We start from the raw sequence: 21147 nt of genomic DNA, 5'->3' as shown, positions 1-21147 counted from the left end.
AAAATCATACACTCCTTTCATTTTTTGTTATTTTTGTTCTTGATTCATTTTATTAAATAGATACCTAAGTCTGCTTGCTACCATATTTATACCTACTTTGTTATCTTTCCCGCGTGGAATTATAACATCTGCATATCTTTTGGAAGGCTCAACAAATTCCAAATGCATTGGTTTCACTGTATTTATATACTGATTTTTTACACTTTCAAAACTTCTTGCCCGTTCGTTTAAATCTCGTTCGATTCTTCTAAGCAGTCTTTCATCATCATCAGTATCAACAAAAATTTTTGTATCAAAAAGACTTCTAATTTTTGATATTGCAAGGACTAAAATTCCTTCAACAATAATTATATTTGCAGGCTCAATATGCTGAGTCTCATCAACTCTGTTATGAACCTGAAAATCATAAATAGGCTTTTCAATAGATTTTCCATCCTTCAATGCAAGTATATGCTTTTCAAGCAAGTCAAAGTCAATTGCATCTGGATGATCATAATTCAATGCAGTTCGCTCTTCATAAGTCAAGTGATCATTTCTCTTGTAATATGAATCCTGTTCAAGCAAAATTGAGTAAATACCTGTTTTTTCCAAGTTTTTAATTATGGCTTGAGTAACGCTAGTCTTACCAGAACCAGTACCTCCAGCAATTCCGACAATTATAGTTTGATAGCTCATAAAAATATTTCCTCCTGAATAAATTTTAGTAATTTTTGAATTTTTTTAGAAGACTTGTATCTTTTTATAGTTTTTAAATAATTTTAGCATTTTTTTTGCAGTTTTACAATAATGTAAAAGTTTAAAATTGTATATTTTTTAAAAATTAAAAAATTAATAAAAATGTTTGAAAAAAATTTAATTATATGGTAAAATTAAAATATAGTTAAACATTGGAGGGGTTATGAATAGAGAGAATGAAATTTTTGAGAAGGAAATGCTTGGAAAAACTTTAAGAGAGATGTTTTTTGAGTTGAATTTGGAGATGGAGGAGAGGTTTCGAGAAATCAAAGATAAGTTTTTAGAAGCAAAAATTAATGAAATTTCCGAATATGAAGATATTTTTGTTGAAACGATATTAGCAGAAAAAGAAAATGTATTTAAGATGGACGGAGTTTTTTTTCCTGTAGTTGATAAAATAGATATTCTTGATGAGAATTATAAGGATATTTATTTGGAAAATGTATATTTGAATTTGAGCTTACATAAGATTGAGGAAGTTCTGGAAAGGGAATTTTTTGGGTGGATAGATATTGATGGAGATAATTATGAGATTAAGGTAAGGCTTGTAAAAGATGAAAGATATTTTGATGAAATAAAGAAATTGCATAATTCTTTTGAACTTAATGGAAAAAAATGGAAAACCATTAATATGTCACATTTTATGAGGTGTTATAGGGTTAAACTGGCTGAGTATGGTTTTGATATGCCACAGGATATTTTGGAGAAAATTCAAAATGGAGAATATGAGATTACTTATGATTTTGAAGAAATTCAGGAAAAAATTCTAAGAGGCAGGAAATTGCTTTGGAATATTGAAAAGAAAAAGATTATAAGCACTATCTTTGTACGTCCGACCAAAATTGACCTATCTTTTGAATATACAATAAATTTTGAAAGTGATGAACAAATTTTGGTATCAAATCATGAAAATGAAGATATTTTGTGCTGCTATTACAGCGGAAAAAACAAATTAAATATTGTTTCAAAGAAAAATACAGGCGATATTTGGGATGTATTTTCAATAAAGCCAATCAAAAAATGTAGAAAAATTCTTGAACTTTATGGAAAAAGTAGCGAGAATCAAGAAGATTATTTTCATTTTACAAATTTTAGAAATAAGGGCTTTATTGATAAAATTCAAACAAAAAATAAAAATACTAGAAGTCGTGCATTTTTAGAAAAATATTTTTTGGAATATGAATTTACAAAAGATAAAATTTTGTTAAAAGATATTAATTTTAAAGAAAATATTGAAAAAAATCTAGATACTTATGACTGTAATGAAAGTTTGAGAAATGATTTTCAAAAGGGATATTCTGATAAAAAGCCAAAGATGAATTTGTTTCTGGAAATAAAGGATTTTGATGATTATTCAGAAGATAAAGTGAGTTTTTTGATTTCAGAAATCCAAAATGATTATAATGAATTTGAATGCAGGGGGTACCTGTATGGCGAATAAAAATAAAAAAGGATACACATATATATGGGCAGTCCCTCCAAATGTGCAATTTGAACTGGAAAATAATATTTCAGCATATATTGAGGTAAATACAGATTTTTTGAATAATAAATTTGAAAAAAACAAGACTGTAAAAGTGAATCCTTATGTGAGATTTAATAAGATTTTTACCAGTTTTCTGAATCATTATAATAATTTTTTTGAGTTTGAAAATAAACTGGAGAAAGATACTAAAATTAAAAATCTGACAATGGAAACTGTACCTAAAAAAGAGTCTAAAATAAATAGTTTTAGACGCAGGAACAACATAGTTAAAGAAGAAAAGGAAAGTATACCTGTTTTAAGAAATTTTAAGAAAAATATTGAAAATAATGCGATAAATTATTTGCAGGAACTTGATTTTGTTAGTGGAACAACGGTAATTGATGTTATTTGTGAAAAAATTTCAGAAGATATAAAAAAAGGAATTCTAGGAATAAGCTTGAAAAAGTATTTTTTACTTTTGAATAGCGAAGAACAACAATATATAGCACTTTTAATTTATAATGAAAAAATAAATAATGTAAATTGCATGAAAAATTTTAGATTGGGAATAAAGTATTTTTTTATTGATTCGCTTATTTATAGACAAAAATCAGAAAAAAATAAAATAATAGTTTATATAAATAAACCCAAAAATAAGGTAAATATTGCAAAAATAAAAACTTTGGAATTACTGTTCCTGGAACTTGAAATAGAATTAAAAGTATTTTGGGAAAATCATTTTGGAGTTGTAAATGTTGATGAAACAGCAAAAATTGATGAAATAGCAGTTTTTTAGAAAAATAAAGGGGTGGAATAAATGAAATATAGATTGAAAATTACAGATGAGGAAAATAAAAAGGAAATAAATGTAAGTGAAGATGAAATTATGGAAGTAAAATATAAAATCGGTCTTGCAGAAGATACAAATCTTGCAAACAGCAGAAGCACAGTAGAAATGGAAATAATTGGAAAAATTATTTCAAACTTGGAAAATACAGGAAATAATGTAGAAAATGAGAGCATAAATGATGATTTGTATGAAAAAAATAAAAAGAATATAATAGATTTAGTAGAATGGGCAGAATCCTATCTGGAAAAAAGTGATTACAGAAATTTGGAAATGTTTGTTGATTTGGGTTCAAATAAAAAAATGGATTTGAAATTTACAAATATGTTTGTGTATAATTTTTCACAGGAAATGAGCATTGAAAAAGGAATTGGAATTTTTAAGCTGAAGTTGAGACAAAAATTTCATCAAAAAAATAAACTTGATATAAAATAATACTTATAATGAAAATTTTGTGGTATAATAAAAATATAAATGTTCTATTAAATGAACTTAAAAATCATTCGATTTCTAAAAAAATTACAAAATTTATTTTAGGAGGAAATACTATGATTATAGATGTTGAATTAAACGAAAAAAAACAAAAACAGTTAAAAGAAGTTTTGGAATATGATAACAACTTTATTAATAATTTGATATCAAAAGAATTAGATAAAATATAAGAAAATGAACAAATTTCCAAATCAGAAATAAAAAGAATAGTGAAGTTATCTGAAAAAGCTAAAAAATCCCCAATGATACCTCTTGAAGATTTTGGAAAGAAAATGGGATTTTAAGTGAAATACAGAGTATTGTTATCTAAATATGCAGCAAAAAAATTACAAAAGATGGATAAAAATATAAGTAAAAAAATTTATGATTTTCTGAAAAAAATAAACAATTCTGAAAATCCAAGAATCAAAGGGGAGGCTTTGAGCCATAATTTAAAAGGATATTGGAAGTACAAACCATTAAAAAATTACAGGATAATAGTTGAAATACAAGATGATAAATTAATAGTTTTAGCTGTTGAAGTAGAACATAGGAGTAAAGTATATTTGATTTTAAATAAATTAAAAAAATCATTTTTAAAATAAATAATGATAAATTCAAATATAGGGAGTGAGTTTTTATGAATAGAAATATTTTTATTACTGGAGCTACAAGTGGAATTGGGAAGGAAACAGCTTATGCCTTTGCGAAAAATGGGGATAATGTGATTTTGTGTGCTAGAAATGCGGATAAATTGAAGGAAATAAAGATTGATATTGATAGAAAATATGGAACTAACGCATATATTTTTGTATTGGATGTTACTAAATATAACGATGTTGTAAAATTTACCAAGAAAATATTGGATGATGTGAAAAAGGTGGATATTCTTGTGAATAATGCAGGACTTGCATTGGGACTGGATAAATTTCAGGACTATGATATTGTGGATATTGAACGAATGATAGACACTAATATAAAAGGATTATTGTACGTTACAAGACAAATTTTGCCAAGCATGGTTGAAAATGATGAGGGGCATATTATAAATATTGGCTCAACTGCTGGAATTTATGCTTATGCAGGAGCTGCTGTATATTGTGCGACTAAATCGGCTGTAAAGGTTTTGAGCGATGGAATTAGGATTGATACAATTGATAAAAATATTAAAGTAACTACTGTTCAGCCTGGAATTGTGGAAACTAATTTTAGTAATGTAAGATTTCATGGAAATACAGAGCAGGCTAAGAAGGTTTATGAAGGAATTGAGGCATTGAAGCCAGAAGATATTGCAAATATAATAGTTTATATTGCAAACCAGCCAAAACACGTACAAATTTCAGATATTACAATAATGGCTACAAATCAGGCGACTGGATTTAATATTTACAGAAAAAATCAAAATAAATAATGGTCTGAGATAGTAAATACATAGTAAAGATGTACAAAATACGCTAAACAAATTCATTGACTTTTATAAATAAGTTTAGTATAATAGTTTGTAATTATTTTTTGGAAAGGGAAGTATCGCCTAATGGTATGGCAGCAGCTTGGAAAGCTGTGGGCGGTTAAACGTCTTGTGGGTTCGAGTCCCTCTACTTCCGCCATTTATAAAAATAATTTGACAAATTAGTGAAAATATAGTAAACTAATTAAGATATACGCATAAAATTGGTGGCTAATACCAATGATAGCGATAAATTATTTGGAGGTGAACATAAATGTTTGCAGTAATTAAAACAGGTGGAAAACAGTACAAAGTAGAAGTTGGAACTGTATTAAAAGTTGAAAAATTAGCAGCTGATGTTGATTCAGACATCGAAATTAACGAAGTTCTATTAGTTGGAGAAGGAGATAACGTAACAGTTGGAACTCCAGTTGTAGAAGGAGCTAAAGTTGTAGCTACAGTTAAATCTCATGGAAAAGCTGATAAAAAAATTAACTTTAAATATAACAAAAAAACTTACTACAGAAAAAAAGGGCACAGACAATCTTTTACAGCAATTGAAATTAAATCAATCAATGCTTAATTGTATTTTTTAATATAAATTTAGATTGTGAAAGCTGTTGTGGTTTGAATGATAAAAATAGAAATTCAAAGACAAAAAAATAAAATAATATATTTTGAAATAAAAGGACATGCAAATTTTTCAGAATATGGAGAAGATGTAATTTGTGCAGCTGTTTCATCAGTAGGACAAATGACAGTAAATGGACTTATTGAAACTTTAAAACTTAAGAAAAAAATGAAGTTTATTGAGGAAGATGGGTATATTGAGTGTGATTTGAAAAATTCTGGATTGACTGATGATGAACTTAAAAATGCAGATATATTGGTTGAATCAATGTATTCATATTTAAAGGAAGTTGCAAAAAGTTATAGTAATTTTGTGAAACTTAAAGTAATAAAAAAATAAAATTTGATTCACAAATTAAGATTTGAAAAAATCCAAGAAATAAAATATGAAAAAGAAATCGAGGAGGTTGGAAAATGTTATTAAAATTAAACTTACAGTTATTTGCCTCAAAAAAAGGGCAAGGATCAACTAGAAATGGTAGAGATTCTAACCCTAAATATTTAGGAGTAAAAAAATATGATGGAGAAGCTGTAAAAGCTGGAAACATTATTGTAAGACAAAGAGGAAGTAAATTTCACGCAGGAACTAACGCTAAATTAGGAAAAGATTACACTTTATTCGCATTAACTGATGGGTATGTAAAATTTGAAAATTTTGGAAGCGGTAAAAAAAGAGTAAGCATTTACCCTGAAAGAGTAGAAGCATAATAACAGAATTGTATAATATATTTTTGAAATACTGTCTTAGAAATAGGATGGTATTTTTTATTTAAATTTTATAAAATAAATACTTATTAATAGATATTTTTCTAATGATTTATAATAAAACTTCTTTAAAAGCGAACTCAAAAGCTATGACTACTTAACTCAACCCTTATATTTATATAATTTTTAGTATTTCAATTTTAAATGAGTTCAAGTACATATATTTTTTAGTAAAAGAAGTCAATTGAAATTTAGTTTATATCTTTTGTTGTCTATAACTTAATGAATAATACCTGAAGGACTATGCAGTATTTTTTTGAAAAAAATTAAATTAAACTTATTAAAAAAATAAAAATATATTATTTCTTTATTTAGTAGAAAGGGGAGTAAGCCTTTGCAAAAAAAGTTTATAATAAGTTTAAATCTACTGTTTTAGTAGTTAATAACAATAAATATCTTTTTTACTGTATTTTTTAACTTGTTACAACCCTATCTACTCTATCCATGTATTTTTCATTTATCAAATAAGCAGTAAGTATCTAAGTTTTTAGAATTTATTTTGCTCCTAAAAATTTCAAAAATTAATTAAAAATCCTTGTATTTAGGAATCCATTTTGTATTTTTTATTGCTTCTTTTAAATTATTTAAAGATTCTGTATTTAATTTTTGGTCTAGTACGCTTTGTCCGACTGCTAGTGCCACTGTTTCAGAAAATTCTGTCAGTTTTGATACTGGAGGAAGTACGGCAGCTCCAGGTTTTGTTGTGTCAATTATTCCACCTAGTGAATGTGCGGCTGCTGAGATTATTTTGTCGTTTACAATCTTTGATTTTGTTGCGATAATTCCAAGTCCCAGCCCAGGATAGATTAAAGCATTATTTGCTTGCCCAATTTCGTACGTAATTCCATTGAGTTCTATTGGATCTGATGGGATACCTGTTGCAACGAGAGCTTTTCCGTCTGTCCATTCGATAAGATCTTTTGCACTGGCTTCTGCTAGTTTTGTTGGGTTGCTAAGTGGAAAAATTATTGGTCTTGCAGTGTGTTTTGCCATTTCTTGAACTATTTCTTTTGTGAAAGTATTTGGCACTGTGGAAGTTCCGACAAGTATAGTTGGTCTCACGGATTTTACAGCGGCTTCCAAAGTAGTTAATTCATTTGCATTTGTGAATTCACTCCGTTTTCTTGCGAAAGGAATTTGTTCTGGAGTTAGTCCTTCCGTGTCTTCAAATAACAAGCCTTGTCTGTCAACTAGATAAAACCGTTTTTTTGCCTCTTCTTCAGAAAGCCCCTGCTCTACCATTTCATTGAAAATTCTTCTGGCAATTCCAGCTCCCGCAGTTCCTGCTCCAAAACACATATAAATCTGGTCAGTAAGCTTTTCACCAGAAATTTTTAATGCTCCTAAGATTCCGGCTAAAGTGATAATCCCAGTTCCTTGTATATCATCGTTAAAAGTTGCGATTTCATTTTTATATTTATTTAAAATATTTGCCGCATTTAATCTTCCAAAGTCTTCCCAGTGAAGATATAAATTTGGGAAAAGCTTTTCAGCTGTTTTTACAAATTTGTCTATAAAATTATAATATGCATCTCCTCGAACTCTCTCAAATCTATTTCCTAGATACAAGTCGTTTTCCAGCAGCTCTTTTCTATTTGTTCCAGCATCAATTACAACTGGTAGGACAGTAGCGGGATCAATTCCAGCGGCGGCAGTGTAAACCATCAGTTTTCCAACTGAAATATCAACTCCGTTAGTTCCCCAGTCACCAATTCCAAGGATTCCTTCTGCATCAGTAACGACAATTAAACGGATTTTTCTATTGTCAGCAGCATTTTTTAAAATAGTTTCTATGTTTTCTGGTTCTTTTACTGACAAATAAGCCGCATTTTGAGGATTTACAAATAATTCACTATAATTTTCTATACTTTCTGCAATTACAGGATCATAAACAATTGGCATAAATTCAACTACGTGTTTGCTAAATAAATAATAAAATAATGTTCTGTTTGTATTAAAAATTTCCATTAAGAAATGTCTTTTTTCAATTAACTTGTTTTTTTTCAGAAATTGTCCATAAGCCTGTTTTGCCTGTTCATCTATAGTTTGAATATACGGTGGTAAAAGTCCTAATAATCCATATTCTTCTCTTTCCTTTTTTGTAAAAGCTGTACCTTTGTTAAGGAATGGATTGTTTAAAATTTCATAACCTAATTTCATAAATAATCACCTCTAAATAATATTTCAAATTTATTTTTTGTAATAATCAGATAATCCAAGTATAACACTGAAATATTCGGAAATCAATTTGTTTATCCTGTTATTTAAATTATTTTTCTTGTCTGTTGTAAAATAATGTTAAGAATATATTGTAACAAATTAAAAAATTATGACAATTATGTATTAAAATATTAGTAAGGATAGAATATTAATGAAAAAAATATTATAAAAATTGCATTGAATATGTCTTAAGAATTTTTGTTAAATGCCCGAAATCTATAATTTTGTGTCTTCAAGATTACATTTACCCTTTAGTTTATTTTTTATTTAAATCTAGTATGATTTTTAGTTTGGTATAAACTTAACAGTATATTTGCTAAATAAATACTAGAACAAAATTCTGTTTATAAACACATTCCGCTGTTAATATATTTTGAATTATATTATAGTAAAACTTCTTCAAAAGCGAACTCAAAAGCTATGACTACTTAACTCAACCTCTTAATTTATATAATTTTAGCAGTTTCATTTTAAATAGGTTTGAGTGTATATAAAATTTTATTTTTTAAATAAGCTTCAGTTTATTTTAAGGTTTGGATGATAAAATCAATTTGTAAATCAAAATTAGAGCAGGAGAGTGGAAAGTTATGAAAAAATTAATTCTAGTATCAATGTTGGCAATAGGAATGTCTGTATTTGCAGAAAAATTTACACCTTCAAATAAAACATTGGAAATTTCATTGAAGGAGGTGTTGGAAGGAGCAACTCCTAACGGTTATTACTGGATGGATGGAAGTTTTGATAACAACAAATATCCTGAAAGATATTCGTTTTTTATAATGGAGGATAATAAAGGAAAAATAGATGAATTAATCCAAGGCTATGAAATTGGTAAAAAAACAGGTGGAGAAATACAAGAAAAAATCTATGATGATGTTGATGATGACAGTACAGTATATGGATCATATAAAGTTTATTCAGCAGGGAAAAAAGGTGTATATTATGTAAATAACTATGTAGCCTTGGATGGAAAAAAATACGCAAGATTGTATTTCGGATTTGATAAAAAACACAATACAGTAGTTATACTCGATAAAAACTTAAATGTAATCGAAGTTCTACAAAGAGTAGCCGTAAATTAAAATCTTAAAATATAAATTAAAAAGTAGAGAGCAGTTCAATATAAGATTGCTCTTTTTTAATTTATTTACTAGTCTTGCCTGATTTCATATATTGTGCTATACTAATATTATTTATTGTATAGTAAACTATTGAATTTTAAATGAATAATAAGTTGTTTGTTTGTGAAATAAAGCTAAAAACTTAAAGTTGTAATAAATTCTGTTACTAAGTATGCTTAAAAAAGAAATATAAAAAATAAAGAAAAAGTAAATTTTAAAATAAAAATCAAAAACTGTGAAAAATAGAAGGAGCAATAGGAATTTATGAATAGAGAAAATATTATGGAAAAAAGAAAGAAAGTAGTACTAGGAATGTCTGGTGGAGTTGATTCTTCTGTTGCGGCAATTTTGCTTAAAGAACAGGGTTACGATGTAATCGGAGTTTTTATGAAGAATTGGGAAGAGAAGGATGAAAATGGAGTTTGTATGGCGGAAGAGGATTATAAGGATGTGATTGCTGTGGCAGAGCAGTTGGAGATACCTTATTATTCGGTGAATTTTGTGAAAGAGTATTGGGACAAAGTGTTTACATATTTTTTAGATGAGTATAAAAAAGGAAGAACGCCCAATCCCGATGTGATGTGTAATAAGGAAATCAAATTTCGTGCATTTCTGGACTATGCGATGAAACTTGGGGCTGATTATGTGGCAACAGGGCATTATGCGAGAATTATTCACGAAGAAAAAGATGGAAAAATCAAATCGACTATGTTAAGAGGAATTGATGATAATAAAGATCAAACATATTTTCTTTGTCAGTTAAGTCAGGAGCAACTGGAAAAAGTTTTATTTCCATTGGGGGAGTACACAAAGCCACAGATTCGTGAAATAGCTGAAAAATATAATTTGGCAACGGCGAAGAAAAAAGATAGCACAGGAATCTGCTTTATTGGGGAACGTGATTTTAATAAATTTTTATCACAATACTTGCCAGCAAAGGGTGGAAATATTGTAAATACGCAAGGAAAGGTTCTAGGGCATCATAATGGACTTATGTATTATACAATCGGACAGAGAAAAGGAATTGGGATTGGAAATACAAAGGAGGGAACTGGAGAGCCTTGGTTTGTTGTGGATAAGGATTTGGAAAAAAATGAACTGATAGTAACACAGGGTGATAACTCGGTACTTTATTCAAAAGGATTAATCGCAACAGATTTTAATTTTATAAATGAAGTACAGTTTCCGTTGGAATGTACTGTAAAATTTAGATATAGACAAAAAGACACAAAAGTTGTGATTAATAAACTTAATGAAAATGAATATGAAGTGATTTTTGATGAGTCACAAAAGGCTGTAACGCTTGGACAAATTGTGGTTGCTTATGATGGCGAAGTTTGTCTTGGTGGAGGAATTATTGACAAAATTATAAAATAGTTTTTTAATTTATACAAAATATAAAAATTGAAAGGTGGATAAAATATGGCACTTAATGATGTTATGTGGACGTTTAGTAAGAAAATTTATGAAAGCACGGAAGAATTTGATAAGGATATTAAGGCATATTATGATAGAATGCGTGAATATGTTGACAGAGAATGGAAGCCTGATGAAATAGCTGTTAAACAGTCAGAAATTTATGTTGATTATGAGGCATGGATAAAAGGGAAAGAAGACTTGCTGGAAAATGAAACGACTGATGAAGAAGAATTATCGGAAGAATATGTAGACGATGGTTATTTTCAAGTTGATGTAAGAGCGTTGTTAAAGGCTGATAATGGAAAATATTTTACAAATCTTGAATTAATGACAAAAGTTCATAATCAGCAGGCGAATAAAGAATTAGGAGATCATGTATTTTTTGAAGGTATGGATTCAGATAATGAGGTAGACGGAATTCCTGTATTTTATGTAGCGTGTGGAAGTTAAGGAGAAAAATGGAAGAATTGATATTTTGCTTAAATGCTACAATGCCTGTATTTTTACTTATGATACTTGGGTACATCTTTAGGAAAATAGGAATTATAGATTTAGAATTTGCAGATAAGATGAACAGATTTGTATTTTTGGCACTTTTGCCTGTACTTTTGTTTAAAGAACTGTCGCTATCTGATTTTTCGGCAATCTGGGATTTGAAATATCTGATGTTCTGCTTTTTTGCAACATTTTTTTCAATAACGATAATGTGTATTATCTCACTTTTTCTGAAGGATAAGTCAATTCGTGGGGAATTTATTCAAGCAGGATTCAGGAGCAGTGCAGCCTTACTTGCTTATGCCTTTGTGCAGAATGTCTATGGAGAGGCTAAAATTGTGGCTCTTATGGTAATTGGAGCTGTCCCGTTGTACAATGTCGCTTCAGTTGTGATTTTGATGTTACTTCGTCCGAAACAGGGGAGATTGAATAGAGTAGTTTTAAAAAACACGTTAAAGGGAGTTATGAAGAATCCTTTAATACTTGGAATTTTGGCTGGAATGATTTGGGCATTATTAAAAATTCCACAGCCAGTAATTATGAAAAAATCAATTTCTACATTTTCTGCAGCGGCAACTCCACTTGGATTGCTTGCACTTGGAGCAAGTTTTGACATGAAAGAAGTTTTTTCAAAAATAAAGATTGTATTAGTTTCGTCTTCATTTAAGCTCTTAATTCTTACAGCAATATTTCTGCCAATAGCAATAAAATTTGGATTTAAGGATGAAAAGCTGGTTGCTGTGCTTGGAATGCTGGGAAGTCCAACAACTCCAACTTCATTTACTATGGCAAGAGGAATGGGGCATAATGGGGCAGTAACCTCGGGAACTGTTGTGATTACTACAATTATGAGTATTTTTACATTAACTGGATGGCTTTATATTTTGAAAATTGCAGGATTAGTATAAAATTTGTTAAATAAATAAAAATTTGGTATAATAGCAGAGTATTGTGAGAATAATTAAGTTTATAAAAATAAAGTATTCTGGAGGGAAAAAATGAAATTGAAAAAATATGTTTTGATTGGCATAATGACATTGTTAGTTATTGTTGGATGTGATAACAAGGGCAATGAAAAAAATGACAAGGATAATGTGAAAGTAACAGATGTGAAAAGGGATATTTCAACTGAGGAAATCATAAAATATAATGAATATTTGAAATTAAGTGATGTGCCAAATTCTGAAGAATGGAATGCTTTTTTTACAGAGATAAAAAAAGAAGAATTTACTGATCAAGCTGGAAATATAAAAAATATCTCAGAACTGGCTACATTTACTGAAAATTTAGATAACTCAATTAATTTGACTGGTGAATATATAAAAGAAATTACGGATGTAATGCAAAAAGCTCCAAAAATGGAAGCAATTGATAAAAATGCTGAAAATCTTTTAAATTCATTGATTGAAGAACAAAAAGTGTTAACGGAGATTAATGATTATTTTGAAAAAGGCGACTATAAAACTGATAAATTGTCAAAAATAGAAGAATTGAATGATAAATACAAAGTTGTATTGAAAAATAGACAGGAAAATCATAAAATTTTTACTAATTCATTAAATGAAATTGCCCAAATAATTAATCAAAAAATAGAAAAACAATTACAAACAGATGGAAAAACAGCAAAATTAAATATTTTGAAATTTGTAAATTCAGTAGATAATTTTGGAAAAATAGCTTTTGGGAAAAATAATTTGAACTTTGATGAAAATGAAGTAAAAATCCTGGAAGAAGCAAATAAAAACGTGCAAAATACATATAAGGCAGTGTCTGAAATGACACTTGAAAATGCCAAAAAAGAAAATATAAATGAGGAAGACTTCAAGAAAATAAAAGAAAGTTCAAAATTATTATCAGAAAATATACAAAAAATGGTAGCAGGCGTGAAAAACCAAAATATTCAAGATGTGGTAATGAGTGCAAGTAATATTTTGAGTGCAAAGACAGATTTAGAAAATGTGTTTAATGTTTTAGTATTAAAAAAATAAAATTTAATAATAAAAAGAGGTGAGTAATTATTGCTCACCTTATGTTTTAATCTTTAATCATAAATAAGATATATTGAAATATATAAAAGTTATATATTATAATTATTGACAAAGGGTTTCAAAAAATGTTATTATTATAATATGTTTAGAAATTAATTTGTAAAAGTTATTATATAAATAAAAGCAGGAGGAAATAGCTATGAAAAAAATATTGTTATTGATGATTTTAGCACTAAGTGTTTTTATGTGTAGTGTTGAAAAAGAAGAAAAAAAAGAAGGAAAAAATATTGATGGAATTCCTAAGAAAATTGTAATTGGATTGGATGATTCATTTGTTCCAATGGGATTCAAGGATGAAAAAGGCGAAATTGTAGGGTTTGATATTGATTTGGCTAAGGCAGTTGCTCAAAAATTAGGAAGTGAGGTTGAATTTAAACCTATAAACTGGGATTCTAAAATATTGGATTTAAATGGTGGAAATATTGATTTAATTTGGAACGGACTTACTATAACGGAAGAAAGAAAAAAAGAAACTGAAATGACAAAACCGTATTTTACAAGTCACCAGCTTATAGTGGTTAAAGCAGGTTCAAGTATTAATACAAAAGCCGATTTGGCAGGAAAAAATGTTGGAAGTCAAACTGAAAGCAGTGGAGAGGAAGCTGTGAAAAAATCAGGAGATGACAAGAAATTTAAGGAATTTAAAACTTATGCTCAGTATGATCAGGTGTTTATGGATCTTGATGCAGGCAGAGTTGACGCAATTATAGCTGATGAAGTATTGGCAAAATATACTAAAAAAACAAAAGAAACTCAAGCTAAAAAAGAACTGTACCAAATTTTAAATGATAATTATGGTGAAGAGGAATACGGAATTGCAGCTAAAAAAGGTAATACAAAATTAGTTGAAGCTATAAACAAAGCTATTGAGGAATTAAAAGCAGACGGGACATATCAAAAAATTTACTCGAAATGGTTTAAAGATTAATGAATCAATCGTTACCAATATTTATAGAACTGGTAAAAACTTTACCAAATGTAGTAGTACTGTATATATTCACGGTTTTATTTTCCATCCCGTTAGGAATTTTAGGAGCATTGGCGTATACAGGAAAAAATAAGATAGTAAAATTTATTATTTCAGTTTATACCTGGATTTTTCGTGGTACTCCCTTGATGCTGCAATTAATGGTTGTTTATTATGGAATACCGCTAATGAAGTTTGGAGGTTATAAAATTGTTCTTGCACCGTACATGGCAGCCACAATTACATTTATAATAAATTATGCCGCATATCTTGTGGAAATTATGAGAAGTGGAATTGAAAGCATAGACAAAGGACAACATGAAGCTGCAAAAGTACTAGGCTATAGTTATTGGCAAAAAATAATATGCGTTATTTTACCGCAGGCAATAAGAAGAGTACTGCCAACATTGGGAAATGAGGCGATTACTCTTATAAAGGATACTTCCCTTGTATATGTTCTTGCTGTTACAGAAGTAATGAAACGGACAAAGGAGCTAGCAAATATTTATTATAATATTACTCCGTATATTTGTGCAATTATTATTTATCTAGTATTAAGCTTTGCTGTTGACAGGCTATTTAAGAATATTGAAAAAAGAAATAAAATCAGGATTTAAAATTTCTGATTTACGAATGGTTTTATTAAAATATAAGAAACTGGGAGATAAATCGTGGAAAGTGAAAAAATAATAGAATTGAAAAATTTAAAAAAACAGTATGGCGATAATGTAATTTTGAAAAATATTAATTTGCATGTTGATAGAGGTGAGGTTGTTTCGCTAATAGGGCCTTCTGGAAGTGGTAAGTCAACAATTTTACGGTGCATAGTTGATTTGGAAAGCATAACATCAGGAGAAGTAATGATTGAAGGAAATAATTTGGCGGATAAAAATGTCGATAAAAAAATAAAAAAGGAAATGCTGCTAAAGACAGGAATGGTTTTCCAGACATTTAATTTATTTCCTCATCTATCAGTTAGAAACAATATAGTCAGAACTTTAAAACTTGTAAAGAAAAAGACGACAATAGAAGCTGAAAACATTGCCAATAAAATGCTAGACCTAGTTGGACTTTCGGATAAAATTGACAGTTTTCCGAATGAACTTTCAGGTGGGCAGAAGCAGCGTGTGGCAATAGCGAGGGCATTGGCATTACAGCCAGATATTATGCTTTTCGATGAACCAACATCAGCACTGGATCCGGAGCTGGTAAAGGAAGTACTGGATATAATAAGAAAACTGAAACAGCAAAAAATCACAATGCTAATTGTAAGCCATGAAATGAATTTTGTCCGTGAAATTTCAGACAGAATAATTGTTATGGAAAAAGGTGAAATACTGGAAACAGGAACTTCACAGCAAATCTTTGAAAATCCAGCTTCTCAAAGAGTAAAGGAATTTTTGAATACAAATAATTAAAAAGTTAATTTTTATAGCTATTTATGAGTCAATTCTCAAAATTTAGCTTAAAATTAGATAATTAACAAGGATTGATTTCTATATAAAATAGGAGTTAATCCTTTTAGTTTTTTTCTACTTAATTTTCATATAAAAAACTGCACCATCTATCTTACTTAGAAGATTTTTGGTACAGTTCACATGTAATATTATTTCTTAAATTAAATTATTTATTTTTTAAAATATCTCTAATTTCTGCTAATAATGTTTCTTCTTTTGTTGGAACAGCTTCGGCAACTTCTTCTGCAATTTTAACAGCAGGTTTTCTTAGTTTATTGATAAATTTTACCATTAAGAAAATGACAAATGCCATAATTAAAAAATTAACTATATTTTGAATAAATAATCCATATTTTACTGCAGCTTCTGGTGTAGTTGCAGTAGCAGGTGTAATAACAAATTTTAAGTTTGAAAAATCAATTTTTCCTAAAATAATTCCAATAACTGGCATAATTATATCATCAACCAATGAAGTAACTATTTTTCCAAAAGCAGCACCAATTATAACTCCAACTGCCAAATCCATTACATTTCCTTTTGAGATAAATTCTTTGAATTCTTTAAACATTAAAGTAATTCTCCTTTCAAAATTTTATACGGTTTATTATAATGTATTTTTTACAGAATTGCAACTTTTTTATAAACTTTTTTTGTAATTCAATTTTTTCAAATAACAAATAATAAAATTAAACTATTTAAGTTTAAAATTTATAAAATTTTTGAGATTAATTTTAAAATGTTTTAGTATATAATAATGTATTTTTTAAATTATATTTTTTGTTTTTTTGATTTATACATTTCTAATGTTTTAAAAAATACTTTGTTAAGAGAAATTAACAGTTTTTTTCTAGCTTCATTACTGATAGTGCCGTTATCAGTATAAACAAAAGTATCAGAAAGTAAACATTTGATATATTGAATTTTTTCCCATTTATTTAGTTTTCCTACTCTTTCGTCATTTGAAAGATTGTATTTTTGAACTTCTTTATCTAATTTATCAATACTATATGTTTTTATTTCCTTAAAATAAGTTAATTTGTCCTTTTCAAAATTAAAATTTCCATTTTCATCAATAACTCCAGAAATAGCTTCTTTAACTAATGTCATTTTTTGTCCTCCTCTAATTTAAAATTATTTTTATTTTTACCATTGATTTTCTACAAAAGTCCTAATTACTCTCCCTTTACAATATAATAATTCAGTGTTTAAAATAATAATATCATCATACTCAGGGTTAAATGAATGTAATCGAATAATTCCTTGTTTATCTATTATTAGTTGTTTTATGTATGTTTCATCATCATATTCAAATACACATACTTTTCCATTTAAACTTATCGGATTAGTACATAACTCAGGATCTACGATAGCAATTGAATCATCTGGGATGCTTTTATCAAAACCATTCATACTATCACCTGCAACTTTTATTGCAAAAAGACCATTTTTATAAATATCTTTTGGTATAGAATAACTCCCAATTTCTTCAGAAAGATTTATATATCCTGTTCCTGCACTAGCTTTACCATACATTGGAATTTCTCTTATTTCAACAGGAATTATTTCTCCGTGAGATATAGTACTGTATTTTTCATTAGAATCAAAATGTGTTATACCAGCTAAATAATTTAAATCAACATTAAAAAATTTTGCATAGGCTGTAACAAATTTGTTGCTTGGTTCAGATAAATTGTTTTCCCAGCGTGATATCATGCTTTTAGTTATACGTAAATTGTATTCTTTATTTAGTTTTTCAACTAGGGAATCCATTGATAATTTATTGTTTTTTCGTAATTCTTTTAAACGTTTGCCAATATTCATAAAATAGTCCTCCAATACTTTAAAAATATAAGTTTATAGGGTTTTAAGTTAGATAATTATACTTTAAAATTTAATTTATTATATTATACTCCATTTGTTCCTAAAAAGCAACAAAATTTTTTAAAATCTTTTTTAGTTGCTAAATCGGTACAAAATTTTCTTTGATTAATTTATAAAAACATAGTACAATTATATAAAATAATGATGTGTAAGAAAGGAAATATAAATATGAGAACTTTGAAGGATATAAAGGAAATGTTGGTTAAATGTGGTGCAGCAATTTGGGGAACAAAGAAGGAAGTTAAGGAGTTGCCAAACATTATTAGTGATGATGAAATTATAACATATGCTACTTCAGGTGTTTATGATGGACATACTTGGTTAGTTATTTCAACAAATAAAAGAATTATTTTCTTAGATAAAGGAATGTTTTTTGGTGTAAATCAAATAGAGATACCTCTAAGTAAAGTAAATTCAATAAAATATAGAAAAAGATTTTTTCTTGGAGAAATAGAAATATGGGATGGAGCCTCTATGATTAAAGTAACGAATATACTGAAAAAAACGCTTGTTCCATTTGTAAATGCTGTAAATGATTCGATAGAAGAGTTTGAGAATTTAAAAAAAAATCAGACTTCAGTTGCTGACGAACTAATAAAATTTAAAAAATTACTAGATGAAGGAGTAATAAATCGGGTAGAATTTGACAAAAAAAAGAAAGAGTTGTTGAAATAAAAATTTTGGGTTGTTTAAATGCAAGAAAAGTAATATTTACGTGAAAATTTATTTTAAATAAAATAATAAAATATTGATGTATTATTTTAAAAATTATGATATAATTAGGTAAAATTGAAATTACATAATAAAATTAGTTTAATTTCAAAAATTATGACTTATTATTGTTTACTAATTTAGACTAAATTTTTATGATTCAATTTTACAAAGTCAAGCATAGATCGGAAGGATGTAGATAAAATGAAAAAATTAATATTATCACTTTTAATTTTAGTTGCAATGCAAGGATTTAGTAATAGCACATGTAACTTTGCCTCTAACCCTGATACTTTTTTAGATAGAGTTATAAAAAAAATACAATCTGAAAAGCGATCAGATGATATTTTTTGTGATAGAGACAAAATAAAAATGGCATATTATACTATTGAAGATGAGGACTATAATGCAAATGTAGGGATTGTAATAAAAGTTAGTCCAACAACATCGAATGATGAATTTAAAAAGGACTTTTATAAAAAATTTAATGACTATAAAAATTTCTTTACAAAAATTGATACAAAAAATTTGGGGAAAAATCCACTTCCAGATAAAGAAATAGTACGTTTCTATATTCAGTTTCCAGATGAAAGAAGTATAATAATAATAGGAAAATATGAATATGATTTAAAAACTAAAGAATATCAGCTAGTAGTTAATTCAAAGGCAAAAGAATATTTTGAAAAAATAAATTTGTTTGCTCCATTAGCATCAACAAAAATATCTTATTCTGATGAAGGGCATATATATTAAAAATTTGATCATATTTGAGTCTATAATTATTCAGGAGGGAAATTAGATATGAGTATAAAAAAAATAAGGAAAGCTGTTATTCCAGCCGCTGGACTTGGGACGAGAGTTTTGCCAGCAACCAAAGCACAGCCTAAAGAAATGCTTGTAATAGTTGACAAACCTGCACTACAGTATCTTGTAGAAGAACTTGTATATGCGGGAATTGAAGAAATTCTTATTATTACTGGAAGAAATAAGGGATCAATAGAAAATCATTTTGATTATTCTTATGAGCTGGAAAAGACTTTGGAAGAAAAAGGGAAAAAAGATTTATTAAAAGTTGTAAATAATATTTCTGAAATGTCAAATATTTATTATGTGCGTCAAAAAAAACCATTAGGTTTAGGGCATGCAATAAGTTGTGCAGAAGCATTTGTGGGAGATGAGCCATTTGTTGTGCTTTTAGGAGACGATATTATTTATACAGATAAAGATAAAGGGCAAAATCCTGTTACAAAACAGCTTGTAGAAAAATATAATGAATTACAAGGCGGTACAATTTTAGGAGTACAGGAAGTCCCTCACGAGAATGTTTCAAAATATGGGATAATAAAGCCATTAAAACAAATTGATGAAAAAACAGTAGCAGTAGAAGATTTTATTGAGAAACCATCAGTTGATGAAGCTCCGAGTAATCTTGCGGCATTAGGGCGATATGTGTTGGAACCTGAAATTTTTTCATATTTAAAAAGGACAAAACCTGGAAAAGGTGGAGAAATTCAGTTGACAGATGCAATTTTGGCAATGAAGAACGATGGTGAAAAATTGTATGCGTATAATTTTGATGGATTGAGATACGATACTGGAGATAAATTTGGAATGTTTGTTGCAAACGTTGAATTTGGATTAAGACACGAAGAATTAAAGGATAAAGTAAAAGATTACTTGAAAGATCTAGTAGAAAAACTATAATTTAAAAATGTGGTATTCGTCCTTTATAATAAAATTATAAGATAAATCAAAAAAAAAAAAAAACAGTAACTATGATAAAATTATAGCAAATATATAATTTAGTAAGGATAAAATAATACAAAGGAGTGAACGCTATGAAAAATGTATTTAGAATTCTGGCTGTAATTTTGTTGGGACTAAGTGTAGCAAGCTGTGAACTGTTTAGTCCGAGTTATTGGAACAGAGTAAATAAAAGATGGGAAGAAAGAGGCGTACAATGTTACAAAAAATACAATGGAAATGTCTATTGTGAGGATAAGTATGGAAATCGTTTTTAATTTGTAAGTTTATCTAAATAGATTGTTATGCTTGGAAGTAGAATTTTTATGATTCTGCTTCTTTTTTTGAGAAAAATTTAGAAATATTAAAATTTATCATGTTATTTTGTATTGTTTGTAATTTAAAAAACAAAAATTACTGAACTCAAAAGTTATGACTATTTACTCAAACCCTTAGTTATACTATTCCCTATTAAAACAATGTAGTTTTTATAATTCCGTTTAGCAAGGGGTCAAGACCCCTTGTCAGAAAGTGAAATAGGAAATCATTTCTTTTTTCAAATGGGGTTTAGTATTGATATAATTTTTAATAGTTTAATTTTAAATGGATTCGAGTATATATTAAAAATACTAGGTTTTATACTCTGTCAAATAAGTTTGTAATAAATTTCTTATTTAGGCGGAGTTTAGTATTAACACTATTTATTTTTAAGATTTTATATGTTA

At 28.0% G+C, this 21147-nt stretch carries 25 protein-coding genes and 1 tRNA gene; 21 read left to right on the top strand and 5 right to left on the bottom strand.

Annotated features, from left to right (window positions below; genetic code table 11):
* Nucleotides 1-27 precede the first annotated feature (27 nt).
* Nucleotides 28-675 (bottom strand): uridine kinase, encoded by a 648-nt coding sequence (udk, locus tag BQ5344_RS08615; protein ID WP_021769494.1) that lies wholly within the window; start codon nucleotides 673-675, stop codon nucleotides 28-30.
* A 223-nt stretch (nucleotides 676-898) separates the two neighbouring features.
* Here udk and BQ5344_RS08610 point away from each other — a divergent pair, with 223 nt between their 5' ends.
* The 9 genes from BQ5344_RS08610 (at nucleotide 899) to rpmA (ending at nucleotide 6303) form a co-directional block, all read left to right on the top strand.
* A complete protein-coding gene (locus BQ5344_RS08610; protein WP_071124984.1) occupies nucleotides 899-2176 on the top strand; it encodes a hypothetical protein in 1278 nt (425 codons plus the stop codon).
* On the top strand, nucleotides 2166-2996 hold the full coding sequence (locus tag BQ5344_RS08605) for a hypothetical protein (protein ID WP_071124983.1): 831 nt from the start codon (nucleotides 2166-2168) through the stop codon (nucleotides 2994-2996). Before BQ5344_RS08610 ends, BQ5344_RS08605 begins: the two co-directional genes overlap by 11 nt.
* Before the next feature lie 21 nt (nucleotides 2997-3017).
* Nucleotides 3018-3482 (top strand): hypothetical protein, encoded by a 465-nt coding sequence (locus BQ5344_RS08600; RefSeq protein WP_071124982.1) that lies wholly within the window; start codon nucleotides 3018-3020, stop codon nucleotides 3480-3482.
* 341 nt (nucleotides 3483-3823) lie between these two features.
* The gene (locus BQ5344_RS08590; RefSeq protein ID WP_071124981.1) at nucleotides 3824-4123 is read left to right on the top strand and encodes a type II toxin-antitoxin system RelE family toxin; all 300 of its coding nucleotides are present in this window, start codon (nucleotides 3824-3826) and stop codon (nucleotides 4121-4123) included.
* Nucleotides 4124-4158: 35 nt separating this feature from the next.
* Nucleotides 4159-4929 (top strand): SDR family NAD(P)-dependent oxidoreductase, encoded by a 771-nt coding sequence (locus BQ5344_RS08585; RefSeq protein ID WP_071124980.1) that lies wholly within the window; start codon nucleotides 4159-4161, stop codon nucleotides 4927-4929.
* Between the two features lie 109 nt (nucleotides 4930-5038).
* Nucleotides 5039-5125: transfer RNA gene (locus BQ5344_RS08580), tRNA-Ser, on the top strand.
* Between the two features lie 114 nt (nucleotides 5126-5239).
* Nucleotides 5240-5548, top strand: a complete 309-nt coding sequence (rplU, locus tag BQ5344_RS08575; protein ID WP_021769501.1) for a 50S ribosomal protein L21 — start codon at nucleotides 5240-5242, stop codon at nucleotides 5546-5548.
* A gap of 48 nt (nucleotides 5549-5596) precedes the next feature.
* Complete coding sequence (locus BQ5344_RS08570) at nucleotides 5597-5935, top strand: ribosomal-processing cysteine protease Prp (RefSeq protein ID WP_071124979.1); 339 nt, start codon at nucleotides 5597-5599, stop codon at nucleotides 5933-5935.
* 74 nt (nucleotides 5936-6009) lie between these two features.
* Nucleotides 6010-6303 carry a 50S ribosomal protein L27 gene (gene rpmA / locus BQ5344_RS08565; protein WP_021769503.1) on the top strand — a complete coding sequence of 98 codons (294 nt, stop codon included), beginning with the start codon at nucleotides 6010-6012 and terminating at the stop codon, nucleotides 6301-6303.
* Between the two features lie 582 nt (nucleotides 6304-6885).
* Here the strand turns inward: rpmA and BQ5344_RS08560 are convergent.
* The gene (locus BQ5344_RS08560; protein ID WP_071124978.1) at nucleotides 6886-8520 is read right to left on the bottom strand and encodes a malolactic enzyme; all 1635 of its coding nucleotides are present in this window, start codon (nucleotides 8518-8520) and stop codon (nucleotides 6886-6888) included.
* A 647-nt stretch (nucleotides 8521-9167) separates the two neighbouring features.
* On the opposite strand from BQ5344_RS08560, the gene BQ5344_RS08555 reads away from it, so the two are divergent.
* From BQ5344_RS08555 to BQ5344_RS08520, 8 genes are all read left to right on the top strand, one after another.
* A complete protein-coding gene (locus BQ5344_RS08555; RefSeq protein WP_071124977.1) occupies nucleotides 9168-9662 on the top strand; it encodes a hypothetical protein in 495 nt (164 codons plus the stop codon).
* Nucleotides 9663-9983: 321 nt separating this feature from the next.
* Nucleotides 9984-11078 carry a tRNA 2-thiouridine(34) synthase MnmA gene (mnmA, locus tag BQ5344_RS08550; RefSeq protein WP_071125522.1) on the top strand — a complete coding sequence of 365 codons (1095 nt, stop codon included), beginning with the start codon at nucleotides 9984-9986 and terminating at the stop codon, nucleotides 11076-11078.
* Between the two features lie 45 nt (nucleotides 11079-11123).
* Complete coding sequence (locus tag BQ5344_RS08545; RefSeq protein ID WP_071124976.1) at nucleotides 11124-11570, top strand: hypothetical protein; 447 nt, start codon at nucleotides 11124-11126, stop codon at nucleotides 11568-11570.
* Nucleotides 11571-11578: 8 nt separating this feature from the next.
* Entirely contained in the window at nucleotides 11579-12523 is a 945-nt protein-coding gene (locus tag BQ5344_RS08540; RefSeq protein WP_071124975.1) for an AEC family transporter, read from the top strand.
* Between the two features lie 90 nt (nucleotides 12524-12613).
* Nucleotides 12614-13603 carry a YiiG family protein gene (locus tag BQ5344_RS08535; protein WP_071124974.1) on the top strand — a complete coding sequence of 330 codons (990 nt, stop codon included), beginning with the start codon at nucleotides 12614-12616 and terminating at the stop codon, nucleotides 13601-13603.
* A gap of 199 nt (nucleotides 13604-13802) precedes the next feature.
* Complete coding sequence (locus BQ5344_RS08530) at nucleotides 13803-14591, top strand: amino acid ABC transporter substrate-binding protein (RefSeq protein ID WP_071124973.1); 789 nt, start codon at nucleotides 13803-13805, stop codon at nucleotides 14589-14591.
* Entirely contained in the window at nucleotides 14591-15247 is a 657-nt protein-coding gene (locus tag BQ5344_RS08525) for an amino acid ABC transporter permease (protein ID WP_071124972.1), read from the top strand. The genes BQ5344_RS08530 and BQ5344_RS08525 overlap by 1 nt, the downstream gene beginning before the upstream one ends.
* A 69-nt stretch (nucleotides 15248-15316) precedes the next feature.
* Entirely contained in the window at nucleotides 15317-16048 is a 732-nt protein-coding gene (locus BQ5344_RS08520) for an amino acid ABC transporter ATP-binding protein (RefSeq protein ID WP_205408010.1), read from the top strand.
* 205 nt (nucleotides 16049-16253) lie between these two features.
* Here BQ5344_RS08520 and mscL read toward each other — a convergent pair whose 3' ends face one another.
* The 3 genes from mscL to BQ5344_RS08505 form a co-directional block, all read right to left on the bottom strand.
* Nucleotides 16254-16655, bottom strand: a complete 402-nt coding sequence (mscL, locus tag BQ5344_RS08515) for a large-conductance mechanosensitive channel protein MscL (protein ID WP_071124970.1) — start codon at nucleotides 16653-16655, stop codon at nucleotides 16254-16256.
* Between the two features lie 200 nt (nucleotides 16656-16855).
* Complete coding sequence (locus BQ5344_RS08510) at nucleotides 16856-17194, bottom strand: hypothetical protein (protein ID WP_071124969.1); 339 nt, start codon at nucleotides 17192-17194, stop codon at nucleotides 16856-16858.
* A gap of 36 nt (nucleotides 17195-17230) precedes the next feature.
* Nucleotides 17231-17908: an XRE family transcriptional regulator gene (locus tag BQ5344_RS08505; protein WP_071124968.1), complete on the bottom strand. Its 678-nt coding sequence runs from the start codon at nucleotides 17906-17908 to the stop codon at nucleotides 17231-17233.
* 228 nt (nucleotides 17909-18136) lie between these two features.
* On the opposite strand from BQ5344_RS08505, the gene BQ5344_RS08500 reads away from it, so the two are divergent.
* The 4 genes from BQ5344_RS08500 (at nucleotide 18137) to BQ5344_RS08485 (ending at nucleotide 20700) form a co-directional block, all read left to right on the top strand.
* Nucleotides 18137-18643 carry a PH domain-containing protein gene (locus tag BQ5344_RS08500; RefSeq protein WP_036071490.1) on the top strand — a complete coding sequence of 169 codons (507 nt, stop codon included), beginning with the start codon at nucleotides 18137-18139 and terminating at the stop codon, nucleotides 18641-18643.
* A gap of 240 nt (nucleotides 18644-18883) precedes the next feature.
* A complete protein-coding gene (locus BQ5344_RS08495) occupies nucleotides 18884-19432 on the top strand; it encodes a hypothetical protein (protein WP_021769792.1) in 549 nt (182 codons plus the stop codon).
* A gap of 48 nt (nucleotides 19433-19480) precedes the next feature.
* Complete coding sequence (gene galU / locus BQ5344_RS08490; protein WP_071124967.1) at nucleotides 19481-20383, top strand: UTP--glucose-1-phosphate uridylyltransferase GalU; 903 nt, start codon at nucleotides 19481-19483, stop codon at nucleotides 20381-20383.
* Nucleotides 20384-20517: 134 nt separating this feature from the next.
* Nucleotides 20518-20700, top strand: coding sequence for a hypothetical protein (locus tag BQ5344_RS08485; protein WP_071124966.1), 183 nt, complete (start codon nucleotides 20518-20520; stop codon nucleotides 20698-20700).
* Nucleotides 20701-21147: the final 447 nt, after the last annotated feature.

The organism is Leptotrichia massiliensis, assembly GCF_900104625.1.
GTDB classification, from domain to species: domain Bacteria; phylum Fusobacteriota; class Fusobacteriia; order Fusobacteriales; family Leptotrichiaceae; genus Leptotrichia; species Leptotrichia massiliensis.
Note: the sequence above shows the minus strand (reverse complement) of the source record. Positions and strands in the feature narration are given on the sequence as shown.

Bases quoted from the DNA above. Each gene is read 5' to 3' on its own strand.
- BQ5344_RS08500 (WP_036071490.1), top strand. From the start codon at position 18,137: ATGAGAACTTTGAAGGATATAAAGGAAATGTTGGTTAAATGTGGTGCA.
- BQ5344_RS08495 (WP_021769792.1), top strand. From the start codon at position 18,884: ATGAAAAAATTAATATTATCACTTTTAATTTTAGTTGCAATGCAAGGA.
- BQ5344_RS08560 (WP_071124978.1), bottom strand. From the start codon at position 8,520: ATGAAATTAGGTTATGAAATTTTAAACAATCCATTCCTTAACAAAGGT.
- BQ5344_RS08610 (WP_071124984.1), top strand. From the start codon at position 899: ATGAATAGAGAGAATGAAATTTTTGAGAAGGAAATGCTTGGAAAAACT.
- rplU (WP_021769501.1), top strand. From the start codon at position 5,240: ATGTTTGCAGTAATTAAAACAGGTGGAAAACAGTACAAAGTAGAAGTT.
- BQ5344_RS08585 (WP_071124980.1), top strand. From the start codon at position 4,159: ATGAATAGAAATATTTTTATTACTGGAGCTACAAGTGGAATTGGGAAG.
- BQ5344_RS08510 (WP_071124969.1), bottom strand. From the start codon at position 17,194: ATGACATTAGTTAAAGAAGCTATTTCTGGAGTTATTGATGAAAATGGA.
- BQ5344_RS08505 (WP_071124968.1), bottom strand. From the start codon at position 17,908: ATGAATATTGGCAAACGTTTAAAAGAATTACGAAAAAACAATAAATTA.
- BQ5344_RS08535 (WP_071124974.1), top strand. From the start codon at position 12,614: ATGAAATTGAAAAAATATGTTTTGATTGGCATAATGACATTGTTAGTT.
- mnmA (WP_071125522.1), top strand. From the start codon at position 9,984: ATGGAAAAAAGAAAGAAAGTAGTACTAGGAATGTCTGGTGGAGTTGAT.
- udk (WP_021769494.1), bottom strand. From the start codon at position 675: ATGAGCTATCAAACTATAATTGTCGGAATTGCTGGAGGTACTGGTTCT.
- BQ5344_RS08605 (WP_071124983.1), top strand. From the start codon at position 2,166: ATGGCGAATAAAAATAAAAAAGGATACACATATATATGGGCAGTCCCT.
- BQ5344_RS08570 (WP_071124979.1), top strand. From the start codon at position 5,597: ATGATAAAAATAGAAATTCAAAGACAAAAAAATAAAATAATATATTTT.
- galU (WP_071124967.1), top strand. From the start codon at position 19,481: ATGAGTATAAAAAAAATAAGGAAAGCTGTTATTCCAGCCGCTGGACTT.
- BQ5344_RS08600 (WP_071124982.1), top strand. From the start codon at position 3,018: ATGAAATATAGATTGAAAATTACAGATGAGGAAAATAAAAAGGAAATA.
- BQ5344_RS08525 (WP_071124972.1), top strand. From the start codon at position 14,591: ATGAATCAATCGTTACCAATATTTATAGAACTGGTAAAAACTTTACCA.
- rpmA (WP_021769503.1), top strand. From the start codon at position 6,010: ATGTTATTAAAATTAAACTTACAGTTATTTGCCTCAAAAAAAGGGCAA.
- mscL (WP_071124970.1), bottom strand. From the start codon at position 16,655: ATGTTTAAAGAATTCAAAGAATTTATCTCAAAAGGAAATGTAATGGAT.
- BQ5344_RS08555 (WP_071124977.1), top strand. From the start codon at position 9,168: ATGAAAAAATTAATTCTAGTATCAATGTTGGCAATAGGAATGTCTGTA.
- BQ5344_RS08530 (WP_071124973.1), top strand. From the start codon at position 13,803: ATGAAAAAAATATTGTTATTGATGATTTTAGCACTAAGTGTTTTTATG.
- BQ5344_RS08485 (WP_071124966.1), top strand. From the start codon at position 20,518: ATGAAAAATGTATTTAGAATTCTGGCTGTAATTTTGTTGGGACTAAGT.
- BQ5344_RS08540 (WP_071124975.1), top strand. From the start codon at position 11,579: ATGGAAGAATTGATATTTTGCTTAAATGCTACAATGCCTGTATTTTTA.
- BQ5344_RS08545 (WP_071124976.1), top strand. From the start codon at position 11,124: ATGGCACTTAATGATGTTATGTGGACGTTTAGTAAGAAAATTTATGAA.